General features: G+C 35.6%; 20 protein-coding genes and 7 tRNA genes. 12 read left to right on the plus strand and 15 right to left on the minus strand.

Features of this window, described 5'->3' with window-relative positions; genetic code table 11:
• Positions 1–6: 6 nt before the first annotated feature.
• Genes LQV35_RS04210 through LQV35_RS04220 form a run of 3 tightly spaced genes read left to right on the plus strand, consistent with a single transcriptional unit; the run spans position 7 to position 2,621 of the window.
• Positions 7–429, plus strand: a complete 423-nt coding sequence (locus tag LQV35_RS04210; RefSeq protein WP_230056606.1) for a copper resistance protein NlpE N-terminal domain-containing protein — start codon at positions 7–9, stop codon at positions 427–429.
• Positions 430–440: 11 nt separating this feature from the next.
• Positions 441–1,424, plus strand: coding sequence for a hypothetical protein (locus tag LQV35_RS04215; RefSeq protein ID WP_230056607.1), 984 nt, complete (start codon positions 441–443; stop codon positions 1,422–1,424).
• 3 nt (positions 1,425–1,427) lie between these two features.
• Complete coding sequence (locus tag LQV35_RS04220; protein WP_230056608.1) at positions 1,428–2,621, plus strand: MFS transporter; 1,194 nt, start codon at positions 1,428–1,430, stop codon at positions 2,619–2,621.
• Positions 2,622–2,730: 109 nt separating this feature from the next.
• Here LQV35_RS04220 and LQV35_RS04225 read toward each other — a convergent pair whose 3' ends face one another.
• Positions 2,731–3,168, minus strand: coding sequence for a tetratricopeptide repeat protein (locus LQV35_RS04225; protein WP_230056609.1), 438 nt, complete (start codon positions 3,166–3,168; stop codon positions 2,731–2,733).
• 133 nt (positions 3,169–3,301) lie between these two features.
• Between LQV35_RS04225 and LQV35_RS04230 the strand changes: the two genes are divergently transcribed.
• The 6 genes from LQV35_RS04230 to LQV35_RS04255 all read left to right on the plus strand — a co-directional run bounded on the left by LQV35_RS04230 (position 3,302) and on the right by LQV35_RS04255 (position 6,974).
• Positions 3,302–3,613, plus strand: a complete 312-nt coding sequence (locus LQV35_RS04230; RefSeq protein WP_230056610.1) for a type II secretion system protein — start codon at positions 3,302–3,304, stop codon at positions 3,611–3,613.
• Positions 3,614–4,342: a tetratricopeptide repeat protein gene (locus LQV35_RS04235; RefSeq protein WP_230056611.1), complete on the plus strand. Its 729-nt coding sequence runs from the start codon at positions 3,614–3,616 to the stop codon at positions 4,340–4,342.
• Entirely contained in the window at positions 4,342–4,857 is a 516-nt protein-coding gene (locus LQV35_RS04240; protein WP_230056612.1) for a tetratricopeptide repeat protein, read from the plus strand. Before LQV35_RS04235 ends, LQV35_RS04240 begins: the two co-directional genes overlap by 1 nt.
• Before the next feature lie 68 nt (positions 4,858–4,925).
• The gene (locus LQV35_RS04245) at positions 4,926–5,930 is read left to right on the plus strand and encodes a hypothetical protein (protein WP_230056613.1); all 1,005 of its coding nucleotides are present in this window, start codon (positions 4,926–4,928) and stop codon (positions 5,928–5,930) included.
• A complete protein-coding gene (locus LQV35_RS04250; protein ID WP_230056614.1) occupies positions 5,927–6,448 on the plus strand; it encodes a hypothetical protein in 522 nt (173 codons plus the stop codon). Before LQV35_RS04245 ends, LQV35_RS04250 begins: the two co-directional genes overlap by 4 nt.
• A complete protein-coding gene (locus tag LQV35_RS04255; protein WP_230056615.1) occupies positions 6,441–6,974 on the plus strand; it encodes a hypothetical protein in 534 nt (177 codons plus the stop codon). The genes LQV35_RS04250 and LQV35_RS04255 overlap by 8 nt, the downstream gene beginning before the upstream one ends.
• A gap of 1 nt (position 6,975) precedes the next feature.
• Here LQV35_RS04255 and LQV35_RS04260 read toward each other — a convergent pair whose 3' ends face one another.
• From LQV35_RS04260 to LQV35_RS04275, 4 genes are read right to left on the minus strand one after another with little or no spacing between them, the layout of a single operon-like run.
• Positions 6,976–7,770, minus strand: a complete 795-nt coding sequence (locus LQV35_RS04260) for a 3'-5' exonuclease (protein ID WP_230056616.1) — start codon at positions 7,768–7,770, stop codon at positions 6,976–6,978.
• Positions 7,767–8,414 carry a ribulose-phosphate 3-epimerase gene (gene rpe / locus LQV35_RS04265; protein WP_230056617.1) on the minus strand — a complete coding sequence of 216 codons (648 nt, stop codon included), beginning with the start codon at positions 8,412–8,414 and terminating at the stop codon, positions 7,767–7,769. Before rpe ends, LQV35_RS04260 begins: the two co-directional genes overlap by 4 nt.
• Before the next feature lie 11 nt (positions 8,415–8,425).
• A complete protein-coding gene (locus tag LQV35_RS04270; RefSeq protein ID WP_230056618.1) occupies positions 8,426–9,799 on the minus strand; it encodes a hypothetical protein in 1,374 nt (457 codons plus the stop codon).
• The gene (locus LQV35_RS04275) at positions 9,796–10,527 is read right to left on the minus strand and encodes a hypothetical protein (RefSeq protein ID WP_230056619.1); all 732 of its coding nucleotides are present in this window, start codon (positions 10,525–10,527) and stop codon (positions 9,796–9,798) included. The genes LQV35_RS04270 and LQV35_RS04275 overlap by 4 nt, the downstream gene beginning before the upstream one ends.
• A 149-nt stretch (positions 10,528–10,676) precedes the next feature.
• Between LQV35_RS04275 and rpmB the strand changes: the two genes are divergently transcribed.
• The 3 genes from rpmB (at position 10,677) to LQV35_RS04290 (ending at position 14,353) form a co-directional block, all read left to right on the plus strand.
• On the plus strand, positions 10,677–10,868 hold the full coding sequence (gene rpmB, locus LQV35_RS04280; RefSeq protein ID WP_230056620.1) for a 50S ribosomal protein L28: 192 nt from the start codon (positions 10,677–10,679) through the stop codon (positions 10,866–10,868).
• Positions 10,869–10,887: 19 nt separating this feature from the next.
• Entirely contained in the window at positions 10,888–12,024 is a 1,137-nt protein-coding gene (locus LQV35_RS04285) for a potassium channel family protein (protein WP_230056621.1), read from the plus strand.
• 247 nt (positions 12,025–12,271) lie between these two features.
• Positions 12,272–14,353 (plus strand): RNA degradosome polyphosphate kinase, encoded by a 2,082-nt coding sequence (locus LQV35_RS04290; RefSeq protein ID WP_230056622.1) that lies wholly within the window; start codon positions 12,272–12,274, stop codon positions 14,351–14,353.
• Between the two features lie 28 nt (positions 14,354–14,381).
• Here LQV35_RS04290 and LQV35_RS04295 read toward each other — a convergent pair whose 3' ends face one another.
• From LQV35_RS04295 to LQV35_RS04340, 10 genes are all read right to left on the minus strand, one after another.
• Positions 14,382–14,672 (minus strand): metal-sulfur cluster assembly factor, encoded by a 291-nt coding sequence (locus LQV35_RS04295; protein ID WP_230056623.1) that lies wholly within the window; start codon positions 14,670–14,672, stop codon positions 14,382–14,384.
• Complete coding sequence (locus LQV35_RS04300; RefSeq protein ID WP_230056624.1) at positions 14,662–15,840, minus strand: peptidase M50; 1,179 nt, start codon at positions 15,838–15,840, stop codon at positions 14,662–14,664. Before LQV35_RS04300 ends, LQV35_RS04295 begins: the two co-directional genes overlap by 11 nt.
• 3 nt (positions 15,841–15,843) lie before the next feature.
• Complete coding sequence (locus LQV35_RS04305) at positions 15,844–16,188, minus strand: hypothetical protein (RefSeq protein WP_230056625.1); 345 nt, start codon at positions 16,186–16,188, stop codon at positions 15,844–15,846.
• 139 nt (positions 16,189–16,327) lie between these two features.
• Positions 16,328–16,404 (minus strand) — tRNA-Asp (locus tag LQV35_RS04310).
• 8 nt (positions 16,405–16,412) lie between these two features.
• Positions 16,413–16,488: transfer RNA gene (locus LQV35_RS04315), tRNA-Val, on the minus strand.
• Between the two features lie 24 nt (positions 16,489–16,512).
• Positions 16,513–16,588 (minus strand) — tRNA-Glu (locus tag LQV35_RS04320).
• A 15-nt stretch (positions 16,589–16,603) separates the two neighbouring features.
• Positions 16,604–16,679: transfer RNA gene (locus LQV35_RS04325), tRNA-Lys, on the minus strand.
• 5 nt (positions 16,680–16,684) lie between these two features.
• Positions 16,685–16,761 (minus strand) — tRNA-Asp (locus LQV35_RS04330).
• 8 nt (positions 16,762–16,769) lie between these two features.
• Positions 16,770–16,845 (minus strand) — tRNA-Val (locus LQV35_RS04335).
• 1 nt (position 16,846) lies between these two features.
• Positions 16,847–16,922: transfer RNA gene (locus LQV35_RS04340), tRNA-Lys, on the minus strand.
• Positions 16,923–16,983 lie beyond the last annotated feature (61 nt).

The raw sequence follows: 16,983 nt of genomic DNA on the forward strand, positions 1-16,983 counted from the left end.
TTTAAAATGAAACTAACCACCAAAATGTCGCTTACATTTTTTGCCTTATTGTTTACAGGATGTGCAATAAGCTCACCTGAGCCAAAAATTTGTGATACAAATGGTAAATGTTTAAGCCAAAATGCCTTTGTTGCAGGAACTTATAAAGCCACACTTGTTTGTGCTGATTGCAGTGGTATAGACGCTATTTTGGTGCTCACAGAAGATAAAAAATTTAACCTTGAATACGCTTATCAAACTTCAGATAATGAAAAAGAGCAACAAAGCGGAGTCTATGAAATAAAAAATGACATTTTAACCATTACAAATCTTTACAAAGAGCAGCAAAAATTTAAGATAAAAAATAATGAATTAATCCCTTTAGACAGTGATGAAAAAAGTTTAACTAATGTGCAAAATAGCAAAAATAGCTATAAACGCGTAAAATAATATGTAAAATAATGCGTAAAATTTTACTTATTTTTATATTTTTTTTATTTTCTAATGCTCAAAATTTAATAAAACAAGACTTGAATATACCTATTCGTCCAGCTAAAATTTCAAAAAATAATGAGCTAAAAAGTTACAAATTCAGATACTTTGGAAGCTATGTAAATAGCGAAACTAGCGAGCTTTTAATCATAAAAGAAAATGATACATTTATCCTTGAAAACTTAAAAACCGCTCAACAAGAAAGTGGAGTATTTAAACATAAGATGAATGAAATTTTTTTAAATGGTAAAAATTTTACAGCCCATAAAGATCACATCGTCTCTAAAAACGGGGAATTTTATACAAAACTTTACCCGGTAAAAGATGTAAAAGGATATAAAAATGAAAGCAAAACCATCATATTTACCCCATTTAATGACAAGGCGATAGTTTTTATAACCAAAAATGATGGTGAAATTTTAGAAAAAGAGCTTGAATTTAGAGATGGTATTTACTATTTTAAAGATGATAAATTTCTATTTTTAAAACAAAAAGCTTTCGTTAAAAATGCCAGCTTTACAGCCTTTGATATAACTTGGACGATAAGTAAAGGCTCAGTAGGAAAACTAAATAAAAACTCAAGCCATCAAGATATCATCAAAATCTTTGGTGCAAAAAACATAAAGCGAAATAAAGAGCAAAAAGATGCTGCAAGCTATGATATCTACAACGCAAACTCAAAAATTTTAAGCTATACTATATTTAATAATAAAATTTCAACCATAAAAACACAAAATAAAAATTTTAAAACCACAAAACATATAGGAGTAGGCTCTAGCTTTAGTGAGCTAAAAAATGCCTACAAAATAAAGCAAACTTTTATAAATAAAGATAAAATTTTTATCAAGATAGATCCTGAAAATATTATCTTTGAACTAGAAAATACTAGCAAAAAATCAAAATATATCCCGCTAGACGCAAAGATAAAAAGTATTACTATAAACTGGCTATAACAAATGAACGCATATATAAATTTACTAAAAACAAATAAAAATTTTATGCTTATAAGCATTATCCAGCTTATTTGCTACTTTGGTGCATGGTTTTCGCATACTGGTATCTTTACTATGCTTATCGAGCTAAAAGCTCCAGTTTGGGCTATAACTATAAGTGCAGCCATGGCTTTTGTTCCGGGCATTATTTTAGCTCCTTTTAGCGGAGTTTTAATCGATCGCTTTAAAGCAAAACCTATGCTTATAGTGATGATACTTTTTGAAGCCATAAGCGTTTTAATGCTTGTTTTTATCGATACCCTTGAACTTTTATGGTTGCTTTTAACACTGATATTTTTGCGTATGGGAGTTGGCGGGATATACTTTCAAGTTGAAATGAGCTTACTGCCAAAAATTCTCACCAAAAGCGAGCTAAAACTTGCAAATGAGATACACTCTATAATTTGGGCAGTATCTTATAGTGCAGGCATGGGTCTTGCTGGCTTTTACATACATTTTTTTGGCGTAAAAAGCGCGTTTGTGTTTGATTTTGTGCTTTATTTGTTTGGATTTTGGCTACTTTTAAAGCTAGATATCGCAAATATCACCACAAATTTACACCAATCAGTCTTAAAAATGCTAACCGAAGGCTTTACCTACATAAAACAAAACCGCCTTATTTTACACCTTATCTTGCTTCATGCCTTTGTTGGCATAACCGCCTATGATGCACTCATAGCACTTTTAGCCGATAATACATATAAAGGAATTTTAAGCACAGCACTAGTCATCGGGCTTACAAACGCCTCTCGTGCGCTTGCTTTGATGTTTGCTCCGATGTTTTTGAGTAAATTTATAAACAACCAAAATGTCCATCTTTTTTATATAGGCCATGGGGCTGGCATAATAATCTGGGCGATCTTGCAACAAAATTTCTATCTTGGTTTTATCGGTATGTTTTGTGCTGGTTTTTTTACCTCTACCCTTTGGAGCTATACATATACGCTAGTTCAGCAGCACTGTGATGAGAAATTTTATGGTAGAGTTATCGCTTATAATGATATGTTTTTCTTGGGCACAAGTGCGGCTATTTCAGTTGGCATAGGCACGCTTTTTGAGCTTGGATTTTCACTTTTTAGCATTACGATTTTTATGGGTTTGCTCTTTTTTGCTGGAGCGATATATTTTAAGGTGGTTAAAAACCGCTACAAACTTTAGAGCTAAATCTATCTTGCGCAAGCCTCATTCACGCCACCAATGCAAGCTTTGGTAAAATACTCCCCAGCCCTATCCTTCTCACCTTGCAATAGATAAAACTCGCCAAGACTTAAATTTGCAAGCATCTCGCCAGCTTGTGCTGACAGTTCGTAATATCTAACCGCTTTTTTGTGATCTTTTTTGTCCCCATACCATTTTCATACATATATCCAGCCATGCGAAGTGCCTTTGCATTTGCATTAAATCCAGCCAGTTTAAAGTAATGAAGGGCTGCTGCATAGTCGCGACTGCCAGCATAGCCCTTGATATTATAAACACCCATCATATACATAGCCTCATCATTTCCGCTATCAGCCTTATGTTTAAAGATATTAAGTGCGCTGGCATATTTTTTATCTTCATGAAGCTTAAAAGCCTCTTTTAGCTCGGCTATTTTTGGATCAGTTTGTTCTAAAATATCTTCTTGCACAAGCTCATCTTGGGTTTTTTGAACCATAAAACAGCCAGAAAAAACTAATAAAAAGATAAAAATAATAAAATTTTTCATCGCAAACCTTACTAAAATTTGGCAAATTTTATCTAAAAAATCTTAAATCAATAGAATTTAAAAAGCAAATTTAAGATAAAAATGATATTAACTCAATATAATTATAAAAACAATTTCACCCAAAGGAACAAAAATGGATAGAATTGCACTTTTAACACAACTTGGCTACAACAACGATGAGGCAAATTTGTCAAAACTTGAGAGAATTTTTAACAACACCGATGGATTGAGCGCACAAAGCGTTATAGCATTAAGTGATCATCTAAAGCCACATCTTTGCTTTGTTGCCATGAGCGGTTCAGTTGATAGGCTAAAGATAAAAAATACAGCCACTGTTGCCGAGATAAAGAGTGCGGTTGATGAGATTATTGCAAAATGGGCTGAGAAAAACAAGCTAAGCCTTGAAAAAGTAAACGAGAAAACTTACTATATTTTAGGAAAATAGATGAAAAAATTTTTAACCCTTTTTATATTTTTACTATTTAGCGGATGTTCTTTGACAAATGTCTATGATGCAAGGACTAAGCAAACTCCAAGCACTATACCAACTGAGCAAACATCACAAGAGCATGAGGCAGATGAGCCTTTAAAAGAGACTCAACCAGAACAAAATGTTACCCAAGATAAACAACCTATAGATAAAATAGAAGTATCACGCAATGCCGTCACCCTACTCTTGCCACAATGCGAGCAAGGCGATATGAAAGCCTGCAACGACCTTGGGGTAAATTATGAATTTTTAAGCGAAAATGAGCTAGCTTTTCAAGCCTACAAAAAGTCATGTGATGGTGCTGTTGAGATAGGCTGCGCCAACCTTGGAAACATGTACGAAAATGGCAAAGGAACAAAAAAAGACCCACAAAAAGCCATAGATATCTATAAAACATCTTGCAACAACGGAGGCTCGCTGTCTTGCTATAATTTAGCAAATATCTACCGCAAGGGCGAATATGTCAAACAAGATTACTACGAGGCACACAAGGCGTATAAAAATGCTTGTGATCTTGGCGACATAACAAGTTGTGCGAGTATCGGTTCGATGTATGAGCTAGGACTTGGGGTTACAAAAGATGAAGCAAGAGCACATGGAATTTATAAAGTTGCTTGCTACCGTGGTCTTGAGCGTGCCTGCTCTCATATGAAGCGACTTGGGATAAAGCTGGGCATTAGATAATGAAACTTAAGTTTATAACTCTTTTCTTTTGTCTCATTGCCTTTAGTGGATGCTCGTGGCAAAGCATTTTGACATTTGGGATTATAAAAAGTGATGAAGAAATTTTAGAAGAAAAGGCTAAACTAGAGCTAAAACAAAATGAGCAAAAATGCGAAGATGAGCGTGATAGCGTGATTTGCAACAATGTGGCTGTCGCTCATTCAAGCCTTAAAAATTTTGAACTAGCTGCGAAATTTTATGCACTATCTTGCGATCTTGGGCTAGCTACTGCTTGCTCAAATTTAGGGCAAATTTATGAACACGGATTGATAGATGAGAAAAAAGATAGCCAAAAAGCACTTGCTTATTATAAGCTTGGTTGCGCTAGTAACGATGGCGTTGGGTGCTATAATCAAGCTATGTTAGTTTATGTGCAAGATAGACAAAATTTTAGCCAAGCGCTTGAACTTTTTAAGAAAAGTTGCGAGCTTGAATATAAACAAGCATGCGTTTTACTTGAAAATTTGGGCAAATAATGGTTAAATTTAATTCTTTTTAATGCGTTTTTGGATAATATAAACAAATTTTTAACCTTTGGAGCGGTATGGCTTTTTCTATTCGTAGGCTATTTTCTAACCTTTTTCTAAGCGTTGTGATAGAGGGGACGGAGTGCGTATTTTATGGGCGTGTCTTTAAAAATGGCAAGGTCATAAAAACTCTAAACGCAAAATTTACAGACATAGACCCATACAATATCGATGACAAAGTAAAGCTATATGTGCAACGCCAAGAAGATAGCTTTTACGCAGTATATATCGCACTTTTTTATAATGATAGCTTTCAAGGTGCGCTTCCAACCCTAAAAATGGATGAATTTAAAAAATTTAATATAAAAAATGACGGAGTAACGAGCCTTGGTATAGCTGATGAGTTTAGCATTTATGCTGATATTTTAGGTATCTCAAAAGCTCGTGATGCATTTGGCAAACAAAGCATAGATTTGCTTTACTCGCCTATCGCCCTACTTTATACGCAACTTTTAAAGCGTGGAATTTCTGAAAAAACCACCCTTTATATCTATAACCATCAAGATAGTGCAGCTATAGCCATAGTGAGCGATCAAAAGCTAAAATTCGCGACATTTTACAAAATCGACAAGATAGAGCAGCAAACGCCAACTGAAATTTTTAAAGAGGAAAAAATTTCAGATATTGAAGATCTAATCATCAAAGAAGAGGAGGAGATAAATTCTCTTGATGATTTCAAAAGCCTTGATGAGCTTTTTGATGATGGCTTTAAACAAGAGGAATTTGAGGATCTAAACTACGACATAAATATGCCTGCTTCAAGCGATGTGGCGGTCTCTGTTACAATATTTGGTAAAGACATGAATATGTTTAAATATATTACCTCAGCGATAAAGGAATTTTATAAAAACCCACTTTATAATGGCTCATTTGTCGAGCAAGTCATTATATTTGATAACGCTAAAACAAGTGCAACATTTTTGCAATACCTACAAGCTGAGCTTTTAGTCGAGACTGCGGTATATCCAGTTGATACCCTGCATATTATGAATGACCTTATGTGTGAAGAGTTACAACTATGAGTTACAGTTTCATAAAACCTGAGCTAAGACCGATACTAAGCACCTTTAGCCGACTTTGGCTATTTTTAATAGGTGTTCTTTTTGCTTTACTTGTTGTGCTAAATTTTTTCATTATATACAAAAATTACGATATAGCGCAGCGTATACAAAACTATACATCTGAGCAGATTAGACTTACTCAAGAAAGTAATCATATAGACGAGCTGGATGCAAATTTGACTGCTAAAATAGAGGCTGCCAAAGGAATTTATAGCTCAAACAACCTTTTAAAACAAAGCCTTCATAACCTTTATGACCTAGTGCCTGATAGCATAACCTTAGAAGAGGTTACAATGGATAGAACATCGCTTATAATAAGAGGCGTAACGCCAACAAAAGATGTCTTTAACCAACTTTTAGCCTCGCCATTAAGATCAATATTTACAACTTCAAATACAAGCTTTTATCAGATAAAAAATGGCTGGTACGGCTTTGTTAGTACAAATAAGCTAGAAAAATCAGAGGGTTATAATGAGTAAAAGAGATACGAGCCTAGAAAAGATAGACCTTGTAAAGCTTTTGCTTTTTATACTTGCTTTTATCATTATCTGCTTTATTATGATATTTGGCTTTATCATACCAAACATCAAGGAGTACCGCAAGCTAACACAACAAAATAGCTCCGTGATGAGTGCCTACTCAAAAGTAAAGCGTATTCATGATAAAAAAAGTAAAGAGCTTGAGGGGCTAAAAGAGGGAAATGTCTTTATCATCAAGTCTTATGACACGATGTTTGACAAAACGAAATTTATCCAGTTTGCATCTAAATTTTTTGACAATGTAAAGCTGACACCGATCCCAGATGCAAGCAGTACGCATGAGTTTTTCTTGTATGAGTTAAGCGTTGTGACCTCTATAAAAACACCGCAAAAATTTTATGACTTTCTAGAAGCCTTAAAGCAGTACGAAAGCATAATAAAGGCGGAGTTTCCTATACAAATGAAAGGCGAAGGCGAAAAAATTCTCACTACTTTTAACATTAAAGTTTATGGTCAGAAAAAGTAAACTAAACTAGAGATTTATCTTCATTACAAACAGTTTTTATGCGCAAATTTGGGGCCATTTTACTAAATTTTATAAGATCTTCGGTATATTTTACATTTTGTGGCAAAAGAGAAAGTGAAATTTTAAATATCTCAGCAGCAGACAAGGCGTCACTAAGCGCCCTATGATGTTCACTTTGTATATTAAATTTATCCTTTAAAACACTAAGCCCATAACGCTCTGAAGCTATGGTACGCCTTGCTAGCTCGATCGTACAAAGCTTTCTGTTTAAAAGTGTACCAAATCCGCACTCCTTCATAGATTTTGCCACAAATCCATAATCAAAATTTACATTATGCGCCACAAAGATGGCGCTCCCCAAAAATAGACGAAACCGCTCCATTACAGACCTAAGACTTGGCGCATCAACAAGATCAAGCGTGCTTATACCAGTTAACTCTGTGATATTTTCAGGGACTTCTGGCGCAAAGATAAAGCTTGAAAAACGAGCTGTTTCAATGCCATTTCTTAGCTTAACCGCTCCAAGCTCGATAATCTGACCATGAGTAACTCCGCCCGTACTTTCTATATCTACCACGCAAAATTCCTGCTCACATATAGGACGAAGCCTTGTTTTTAACTCTACTTTTCCTGCAAATTTTTCAACATCAAGCCCAAGCATACGCCACATATCAATATCGCTCACATCAAAGAGCTCATCAAGCTCATTAACTCGCGATGCTTTTTGTGTAAATTCTTCGTACCCTAGGTCTTTGTTTGCAAGAAGTGAGAGTAAATTTTCAAATGAGTTCTTCAAAACTCAAGCTTTATCGCGCGGATCGCCTCCGCATAAGAATTTGATGAAAAGATATAGTTTCCAGCTACAAGTATATCAGCGCCAGCCTCTTCAAGTTCAGGAGCATTTAGCCCATTAACCCCACCATCAACCTCTATAAGGCACTTTGCATTTTTACTATCTATCAGCGCTCTTAACTGCCTTATCTTATCTAGCACGCTAGGTATAAAACTTTGTCCGCCAAAGCCTGGATTTACGCTCATTAAAAGTACCATATCTACTTCATTTATGATGTATTCAAGGCTTGAAACTGGAGTGTGCGGGTTTAAGACTATGCCAGGACTGACCCCATTTTTGCGTATATGATCGATTAGCCGCAAAGGGTGCTTTTCCTCTTCTATATGAAATGTTAAAAATTTAGGCTTTAACGGCAAAAAAAGATCTGCAAAAAATGTGTTATTTTGAACCATTAGATGTATATCTAGTGGCTTTGTTGCCACCTTTGCAACGGCATTTACTACAACTGGTCCAATAGTTAAATTTGGCACAAAATGCCCATCCATAACATCAATATGAACCAAATCCGCCCCAGCCTCACAAATAGCCTCTATCTCAGCACGCAAATTTCCAAAATCAGCCGACAAAATACTCGGTGCTACATACATCATCTTCCTTTTTATCTACTTAAAAATATCACTCCAAGCTCATCATCTGCGCTTTTTATCGTAGAAAGCGCTCCCTTGGTTTTATCATCATAAAAGAAATTTTGTATAAAAATCCTAGGCATGCCAAGCTTAGCTTTTATACCTTTTGACATTAAAAAGTATAAAATTTTATCCGTTATTATACTAAAAATTTTTGTATAAGAGCTAACGATAGAGCTTTTTTCACTAGAATTTTCACCAAAAAAAGCACAAATAGCCTGCATTTTTTCTAGCTTTATGCCAACCAATAATCTCATACCAAGCTCTTCATAAAATATAGCACAGCCAAAAACCATCTCGCTTTCAAAAACTGGCAAGGTCGCTATTTTGGTATTTGCCAAAGATATTTGATCTTTATAAAACGGTACAAACACATCAGCCACTATGCCCATAACAGACGGCAAAATGTCGATAATATTTTTAGTCACACTTCTGGCCAAAAACTCGTGTGTATCGTTTTTTGAACGATATAAAACTGTATCATCATTAAAAAAATCACCGATATTTTGATAAAGTAAAATTCCAGCCGAATACAAACTCATCACGAGCTCAGTCGACATGTTTTGCTCTTTTACACCGCAAACACAAACTAAGCCACCGTACTGGGCGGTATTTTTCGCAAGTTTTAACATAAAATTTGCACCATGAGCATTAAGTCCTACTGACATATTTACCCAAAAAACAAAATATTCAAACCCACAAACAAGTAGCTGTTCATGATAAATGGTATCAAATTTATTAATAAATTCAGTATCTATCATACCATTTATTTTATAGATAACGACTCCATCTTTAAAACAAACTTTAAAATCAAATTTTTGCACAGTAAGGTGTGTAGTTGAGTCTACAATATATTTTGCATCTTTGCTTCTAGCTAAAAATTCATCTCTATCAGAAAATGAACCAAACTCATATCCAAGCTCACCAAGCCTTGAAGCAACAAATTCTCGCTGCTCGATACGCTCGTTATAAAGCAAAATTTCACCACTTTTTACATCATAAAATTTTTGTGAATAAAAAAGTCTAGCCAAGTCTTCACTGGCAAAAAGTGAGAAATTTATAAACTTTGCACAGCTTTTTATAAAAAAATCGTGCATAATCCCATCATAATCACAAATAGCCACGCTTATATCGTGCTGCTTGGCTAAATTTTTTAACTTATCAATTATAAAAGTCATCCAGCCAGGAGAAAACAGCACAACTTCTTTTAACGAAAGCAGCATACATTTTGTATTTTTAGCAACAATAAGTGCCACATCCTCATCATCTAGCCAGTCATCATTTGTAAGATCCAAAAACCCAACAGGCCTAAGCACCACAATACCATCTGAAAATGTAAATTTCATTGTAGTGCCCTTTTAAAAAGTGCCGCATCTTGTAAGCTAGGTTTTTTGCTAAAGCTTAAAATTTTAGTTAAGTTTGAATTTGCATACTCTGGCCTACCAAACCTATAAAGAAGCAACATCTTTAAATACTGTAAGATTTCACTATTTTTTTTAGTATCAAAACCAGCTAGAGTGCAAATAACTTCAAAAATGTCAATATCGTATAAATTTTTAAATGCATCATAGTAGCTCATATCAGAAAGTGCCAGTATCTGACCAAGCCTTTCTGCCTCTTTTTCAAAGGCATGCTCAAGCATAAAAACTACTATAAATGTATAGCAAACAAGATTTAAATTTATCTGGTCATATTTGCCTAAAAATTTAAGAATTTTTTTCCACTCCACAAGAAGTTTTGCATTTGTTTCAACAAGTTTTATCGCGCTAAGGGTTACTATCTTTCTATTTTTAGGTATCTTTAATAACACACAATAAAGCACAACAATGGCACTCATTATCTGCTTATCCATACTCTTCATAAGTGCTGCTGGATTGCCATTTTGTACCGCAATATCACCAAAATCAGCCGAGCGAAGAACAGCCAAGAAAAAGGCGGCGAAATTTTTATCTTTGGTTACAAAATCTGCAAAACCGTCTAAATTCTCCTGATTTAAAGTGCTACTATATTTATTTATATTATCAGAAATTTTAGATAATTCTGCGATTATTTGCTCTATATCTTTTTTATCCAACATACTCGCTCAAACTTTATTTGATAATTTATGCCGCATTGTATCTTTTATTTGATAAAAAATCAACTATATAAATTTTATATATTTAAGCGTTTTTTTTGGTTTATTTCGCTATCATCAGCCAAAAATTTTGTTTTTAAGGAAGATATATGTCAAGAAGATGTGATATAACAGGCAAAGGCGTTATGGTAGGCAACAATGTAAGCCATGCCAACAACAAAACTAAAAGAAGATTTTTGCCAAATCTTAGAACTATCCGTGTAACATTAGAAGATGGTAGTACAATGAGAGTGAAAGTAGTCGCTTCAACTCTAAGAACAATGAAAAAACAGTCAAAATAAGGCATAAAAAGAGGAATTTATGGCTTTTTTAACAAGGCTAAAAAAATTCCTCCAATGGCAAAGCACAAGCAAGCCAGAAATAAATCTCAACACAGAACTCTACGAACAGCTAAGACCATTTAGATTACCGCTTATTTCAGTTGTTTTAATGATGCTCTTTGGCACATTAGGCTACATCTTTACAAGCAACTTTACGCTTATGGATGCCGTCTATCAAGCCGGGATGACATTTACAACCGTCGGTTTTACCGAAGTTTCAGAGATAACGACGGCTGGTAGAATTTTTACTATCGTATTTATCTTACTAGGATTTTTAACATTTACCTTCTCTATAGGTATCTTGGTAGAAGTCTTAAAAAAGGGCGCACTTATTAGCGTCTTAAAGGAAAGACACATGCTTTATAAGATTGCAAGATTAAAAAACCACTTCGTTATTTGTTATCACAATCTCTATACGATCGAGCTTAGTCAGCAATTTCGTGAAAATCACATACCCTTTGTAGTTATTGACGACAGAGATGATATAGCTGAACTAGCTGAAAAACACCGCTATCCATACTTTATCAAAGCTGAGCCGCATACTCAAACAGCCTTTTTAAAAGCTCATCTTTCAAGTGCAAAAGGGCTAATAACTTTAAGCTCAAATATCGCTGATAATATCGCCCTAATAGCTTCGGTTAGGCTATACGAAAAAGAGCTTAAAAGGGATAAATATAAGCCATATTTTGTGATGTCAAACTCTGACAATGAAAGCGATACTGAGCGACTGAAAAAGCTTGGTGCAAATAGTGTTGTAAGTCCATCAAAGCTTGTTGCGCAACGCCTTAGCGCTATCAGCGTGCGTCCAGATATGGAAAATTTGCTCGAGCAATTTTTATACAAAAAAGACTCGCCTATCGACATAGAGGAAATTTTAGTTCCAGAATACTCTTGGGTAAGGTTTAAGAGGCTAAAAGAGACAAGACTTCGGGAGATAACAAATGCTGATGTCGTAGGCATTTCAGACGCAAATGGCAAATTTACAGCTATGCCAAACGGTGAAACACTCATAGGTACAGGAACAAGACTTTTGGTTATAGGAACAGCCGCTGGCATACGCCTAACAAAAAGAGTTATAAAAAGTAAATACAAACCAGACGAAGCAAAATATGTCTGATACTAAAAAACCTTGATAAAGCAATATTTATCAAAATTCAAAAAGGTCTGCTTAAAAAGAGACCTTTTTTAGTATCGCAAAAACCACGACACAAACTATAAAAATTCCAACAAGTAAGACATAATCGCTCATAAAAACCTCATTTTTTATTAAAACTATGCTATTTTATCCAAATTTATCATTTTTTGCAAAATTTTCTTATATTTTTAGTGCTTTTTAGATAAAATGAAAATAAAAAGGATAAAATATGGCTCAACGCCTATTTATAAACAGGGAACTTAGCTGGCTTCGCTTTAACAGCAGAGTTTTGGCTCAATGTGAGAAAAATTTACCCCTTTTAGAAAGGCTAAAATTCCTAGCGATCTACTCGACAAACCTTGATGAGTTTTATATGATTCGTATTGCTGGGTTAAAACAGCTTTTTGCCGCTGGTATCACTGCAAGTGGTAGCGATGAGCTAAGCCCACTAGAGCAACTTAGAGAAATTCGGCGCTACTTGCATGAAGAGCAGCTAAAGGTCGAGCAAATTTATAAACAAACAAAGACCGAACTTGAACATTCTGGACTTTTTATAAAAGATTATAACGAAGTTACAGATACGCTAAAATCAAAATGCGATGAGTATTTTTTCTCAAATGTCTTACCAGTCATTGTCCCCATAGCAGTTGATGCCACCCATCCGTTTCCGCACCTAAACAACCTGAGCTTTTCACTTGCGGTAAAATTAGCCGATAATACACATCCAGAAATTTTAAAATATGGAATGATACGAATTTCGCGTGCCTTGCCTCGGTTTTTTCAAGCTAGTGAAAATGTCTATGTTCCAATTCACACGATAGTAGAGCGTCATGCGGAAGAAATTTTCCCAGGCTACAAATTACTAAGCTCGTGTGCTTTTAGGATAACAAGAAATGCTGACATCGTCATCGAAGAAGAGGAAGCAGATGATTTTATGATGATGCTAGAACAGGGCTTAAAACTACGAAGAAAAGGGGCTTTTGTGCGTATGCAAATCGCTCAAAATGCAGATGAGGATATACTTGAGTTTTTAAACTCACACATGAAAATTTTCCATAAAGATATCTACTTTTCAAATATCCCACTAACCCTAAACGCCCTTTGGCAAATAGCCTCAAACAAGGATTTTAGCCATCTTAACCTACCTCCTTATGTACCAAAAACTCTTCCGCCATTTGGCGAAAATATCAGTATGTTTGATGCGATAGACAAAGAAGACGCCCTGCTTTTACACCCATATGAAAGCTTTGATCCTGTGGTAAAATTTATCAAAGAAGCCAGCAAAGATCCAAAGGTCATCTCTATACGCATGACACTTTATAGGGTTGATAAAAACTCACCCATCATACAAAGCCTAATAGATGCAGCAAGTGATGGCAAACAAGTAACAGTAATGGTTGAGCTTAAAGCACGCTTTGATGAAGAGAACAACTTGCACTGGGCAAAGGCACTTGAGGAAGCTGGAGCGCATGTGATTTATGGCATAACTGGCTTTAAAGTGCACGCAAAAGTAAGCCAAGTTATACGCCAAGCTGGAGACAAACTAAGGTTTTATATGCACATTGGCACTGGCAACTACAACAGTAGTTCGGCAAAAATTTATACCGATGCTAGCTTGTTTACAAGCAGTGAGGAATTTGCTAACGATACGACAACTTTTTTTCATATCCTCTCAGGATACAACAAAAACCGTCGCCTACAAACTATGAGCATGTCTCCGCTTCAAATAAAAGAGCGTATCATAGAAAAAATTCGCACCGAAGCCTCAAAAGGCAAAGATGGTAGGATAATCGCAAAAATGAACGCTTTAGTAGATTCAGACCTTATAACAGAGCTAAGCATAGCTTCAAATGCTGGTGTTCAGATAGATCTTCTTGTGCGTGGGATTTGCTGCCTTAGACCTGGCGTAACTGGAAAAAGCGAAAATATCAAAGTCCGCTCGATAGTAGGCAAATACTTAGAACACTCTCGTATATTTTATTTCAAACATGCAGAGCCAAAAATTTATATATCAAGCGCCGACTGGATGCCAAGAAACCTGGAGCGCCGACTAGAACTTATGAGTCCCATACTTGATAAACGCTTACAAGAACGGCTTTTAGAGTTTTTGGAGCTTCAGTTAAGTGATAACGAGCTTGCCTTTGAACTAAATGAAAGTGGTGAATATATAAAGGTAAAAAGTGATGGAAAAAGTATAAATAACCATGAAATTTTAGAAAACTATATGGGAAAAATTTACAAATCACTCAAAAAAGATACCGACAAAGCCAAAGTCGATCTAGTTGCTACAAATTTCTTAAAAGAGAGTTAAAACTGGCGGGAGTTTCCCGTCAGCCACATCACGCTCCAAGTGCTTTTCTAACAGCCTCGTTCGCCATCATGATGTTCCATTCTGGCTCCCAAACAAGATCTATATCACACTCATTTATACCATCAACTCTAAGCACAGCGTCATTTACCCAGCTAAGGATAAGCTCATGAAGTGGACAAGCACGAGTAGAAAGTGTCATCGTCACCTTACCTTTATCGCCACTCACTTCAACATCATATATAAGCCCCAAAGACACTATATCAAAGCCAACCTCAGGATCAACTATCGTACTTAGTTCTGCGTAGATTTTATCTCTCATTTTCTGCTCCAAATTTTGTATATTTAAAGAAATTTAACATATTAAATGCCACCAAAAAAATACTTATAGTTAAAAATAAAACCGCCAAATTTGCACTAAAAGCATAAGCGATAAGTGCTAAAATGTTAAAACAAAGTGCTGCATAAGCTGGCTTTTTAAGTATCATATTATCTAACAAAGGCACCTTTGCCTTACCTACAAAAGGCGAAACATAGTGATACCAGATAAGAAATGGCGCTATCTTGTAAAGATGTCCTACTATAAAAGGATATAAAAATCCATATATCAAAAGCCAAACAGCAAAATTTGTTCTACCAAAATAGACAAAAACACAGGCTACCACTAACGAAACTAGCGATAAAACAACATTTAAATTCCAATAATCCCACGCCTTTCGCACACGCTTTTTGATTATAAGTCCTGCCTGAAAGATAAAAGCAAAAAAACTTAAGGCAATAAGCAAAAGTGAAATCTCAAACTCAAAACAAAGTAAAACTCCAGCCAACACAAAAAGACAAAGCGAAATTTTACTAGCCAAAAAACTCACATTATGAGAGAGTGCAAACATAGGTAGCAAAACGCTAGCCACGCCAACGATAATAAAAAACACAAAGCCTAATACAAAATAAACATGCAGTCTTAGTAAAATTTCAAAATTTAAACTCACCGCTCCCGCAAAAACCATTACAAGCAAAAAACCAAGCATAATGCCAACAAGTAAATAAACACTAGATATAAGTAGCGCAACTTGCGCAAATGAGCGTTTTTTGCTTATAAAAAAGCTCAAAAAGTATGTCACGCCAAAAAAACAAAGTGAGATAAAAAGCAGTGCTCCACCAGCATGCAAAAGCCCTATTTTGGCACCTATCATACCAAAACTTAAAAGTATAGTACCAGCGCAAAAAATAAATAAATTTATAAATGCGCCCTTGATGCTAAAAAACGGGCTTTCTAAAATTACGGAAGTAAGCTGATATAGTGCTCCGATAATAATACTCATCACAAAGCCAACTAAAAAAATATGTATAAAACCAGCCGTATTAAAAGCTGTGAGCGTGTCAAAGTCTGCTTTAAAAAAAGCAAAAATGCTTAAAAGCAAAAACAAAACTCCAGCTATAAAATAACCACCGACCAATCTAAATGGTGGCGCAAATGTATTTAAAAGCATGAGTTATCCGTGGCAAACTTGCTTTGTGTCAAACTCTTTTATGCCAGCACCATCTTTTAGGCTAAAAGTTAACTTAACCTGCTCTGCATCTAAATTTTCACGCTCTATGTTAAAATTTGACTTTATTTTTGGGATAAGTCCGGCCGGGAATTTATGGTTTATCATTACAACTTTTGTATGTTTATCTTTTACAAAATTTAGCGCAACCATAGCATTTACCATCGGCTCAGGTGGAACACAAGAGCGTGAGTCAAAGCCAATTATCGTTATATCTTGGTCTATTTTTTTATAAAATTTAACCGTAGCGCCATCGGCATCAAATTCAGTAAATCCATCAAAAAAATTCATATATTACCCTTTGAAAATAATTTCAGACAATTATACTCTTGAAATTTTAACGAAACATTGATTAAGCTCAACAAAAAAACTAAATTTTAGGAAAAACATAAAATTTTTGAAATAAAATCCATATTGAAAGTTTAAGAAGTGGCGCAGCGGACGGGGCTCGAACCCGCGACCTCCGCCGTGACAGGGCGGCATTCTAACCAACTGAACTACCGCTGCACCTAAAATGGTGGTCGCTATAAGACTCGAACTTATGACATCCACCTTGTAAGGGTGGCGCTCTACCAACTGAGCTAAGCGACCAAACCTAATAATAATTAAAAAAAATGGCGACCCTTAGAGGATTTGAACCTCTGTTTCTACATAGAGAAAGTAGAGTCCTGAGCCACTAGACGAAAGGGTCATAAACCCAAAAAAGTGGTGTCCTGTGTTGGATTCGAACCAACGACCCCCTCATTAAAAGTGAGATGCTCTACCGACTGAGCTAACAAGACAAAAGTGGCGCAGCGGACGGGGCTCGAACCCGCGACCTCCGCCGTGACAGGGCGGCATTCTAACCAACTGAACTACCGCTGCACCTAAAATGGTGGTCGCTATAAGACTCGAACTTATGACATCCACCTTGTAAGGGTGGCGCTCTACCAACTGAGCTAAGCGACCATGGTGTCCTGTGTTGGATTCGAACCAACGACCCCCTCATTAAAAGTGAGATGCTCTACCGACTGAGCTAACAAGACAAAATCAAAATTGAAGTTGGGATTATACAAAAATCTTTTTTATTTGTCAAGTTTTTACTAG

Origin of the sequence: Campylobacter suis (assembly GCF_905120475.1) — a bacterium.
GTDB lineage: Bacteria > Campylobacterota > Campylobacteria > Campylobacterales > Campylobacteraceae > Campylobacter_A > Campylobacter_A suis.

Bases quoted from the DNA above. Each gene is read 5' to 3' on its own strand.
- LQV35_RS04270 (WP_230056618.1), bottom strand. From the start codon at position 9,799: ATGAAATTTACATTTTCAGATGGTATTGTGGTGCTTAGGCCTGTTGGG.
- LQV35_RS04285 (WP_230056621.1), top strand. From the start codon at position 10,888: ATGGCTTTTTTAACAAGGCTAAAAAAATTCCTCCAATGGCAAAGCACA.
- LQV35_RS04235 (WP_230056611.1), top strand. From the start codon at position 3,614: ATGAAAAAATTTTTAACCCTTTTTATATTTTTACTATTTAGCGGATGT.
- LQV35_RS04290 (WP_230056622.1), top strand. From the start codon at position 12,272: ATGGCTCAACGCCTATTTATAAACAGGGAACTTAGCTGGCTTCGCTTT.
- LQV35_RS04225 (WP_230056609.1), bottom strand. From the start codon at position 3,168: ATGAAAAATTTTATTATTTTTATCTTTTTATTAGTTTTTTCTGGCTGT.
- LQV35_RS04295 (WP_230056623.1), bottom strand. From the start codon at position 14,672: ATGAGAGATAAAATCTACGCAGAACTAAGTACGATAGTTGATCCTGAG.
- rpmB (WP_230056620.1), top strand. From the start codon at position 10,677: ATGTCAAGAAGATGTGATATAACAGGCAAAGGCGTTATGGTAGGCAAC.
- rpe (WP_230056617.1), bottom strand. From the start codon at position 8,414: ATGTATGTAGCACCGAGTATTTTGTCGGCTGATTTTGGAAATTTGCGT.
- LQV35_RS04215 (WP_230056607.1), top strand. From the start codon at position 441: ATGCGTAAAATTTTACTTATTTTTATATTTTTTTTATTTTCTAATGCT.
- LQV35_RS04240 (WP_230056612.1), top strand. From the start codon at position 4,342: ATGAAACTTAAGTTTATAACTCTTTTCTTTTGTCTCATTGCCTTTAGT.
- LQV35_RS04245 (WP_230056613.1), top strand. From the start codon at position 4,926: ATGGCTTTTTCTATTCGTAGGCTATTTTCTAACCTTTTTCTAAGCGTT.
- LQV35_RS04220 (WP_230056608.1), top strand. From the start codon at position 1,428: ATGAACGCATATATAAATTTACTAAAAACAAATAAAAATTTTATGCTT.
- LQV35_RS04305 (WP_230056625.1), bottom strand. From the start codon at position 16,188: ATGAATTTTTTTGATGGATTTACTGAATTTGATGCCGATGGCGCTACG.
- LQV35_RS04230 (WP_230056610.1), top strand. From the start codon at position 3,302: ATGGATAGAATTGCACTTTTAACACAACTTGGCTACAACAACGATGAG.
- LQV35_RS04250 (WP_230056614.1), top strand. From the start codon at position 5,927: ATGAGTTACAGTTTCATAAAACCTGAGCTAAGACCGATACTAAGCACC.
- LQV35_RS04210 (WP_230056606.1), top strand. From the start codon at position 7: ATGAAACTAACCACCAAAATGTCGCTTACATTTTTTGCCTTATTGTTT.
- LQV35_RS04300 (WP_230056624.1), bottom strand. From the start codon at position 15,840: ATGCTTTTAAATACATTTGCGCCACCATTTAGATTGGTCGGTGGTTAT.
- LQV35_RS04255 (WP_230056615.1), top strand. From the start codon at position 6,441: ATGAGTAAAAGAGATACGAGCCTAGAAAAGATAGACCTTGTAAAGCTT.